The sequence below is a fragment of the Streptomyces exfoliatus genome, from assembly GCF_000725545.1.
In the GTDB taxonomy this organism is placed as follows: domain Bacteria; phylum Actinomycetota; class Actinomycetes; order Streptomycetales; family Streptomycetaceae; genus Streptomyces; species Streptomyces exfoliatus.
In genome coordinates, this window is record NZ_JNZP01000128.1 from 1 (window position 1) to 202 (window position 202).

General features: G+C 68.3%; 1 protein-coding gene. It reads left to right on the plus strand.

The genetic code is table 11. The features are described 5' to 3' along the window. Positions 1-202: hypothetical protein (locus IO20_RS37345; RefSeq protein ID WP_037637122.1), on the plus strand; the 202-nt coding region annotated here is incomplete at both ends.

The following is a 202-nucleotide window of genomic DNA, read 5'->3' on the forward strand; positions in this document are numbered from 1 at the left end:
CTACCAGGACAAGGACCCGATCGGGACCGGTGACGATCTGGTCGAGTACCAGGTCCACCGCTCGATCAGCCAGACCTTCACCCCCTCCTCCGCGACGCTGGTGGCGCCGGTCGCGCCGGGGACGACGGCGTTCACGGACTCGTCGGCGACGCCGACGAAGGGGGATGATCCCGACCCGTTCGGCCGCGCGTACTACTACATG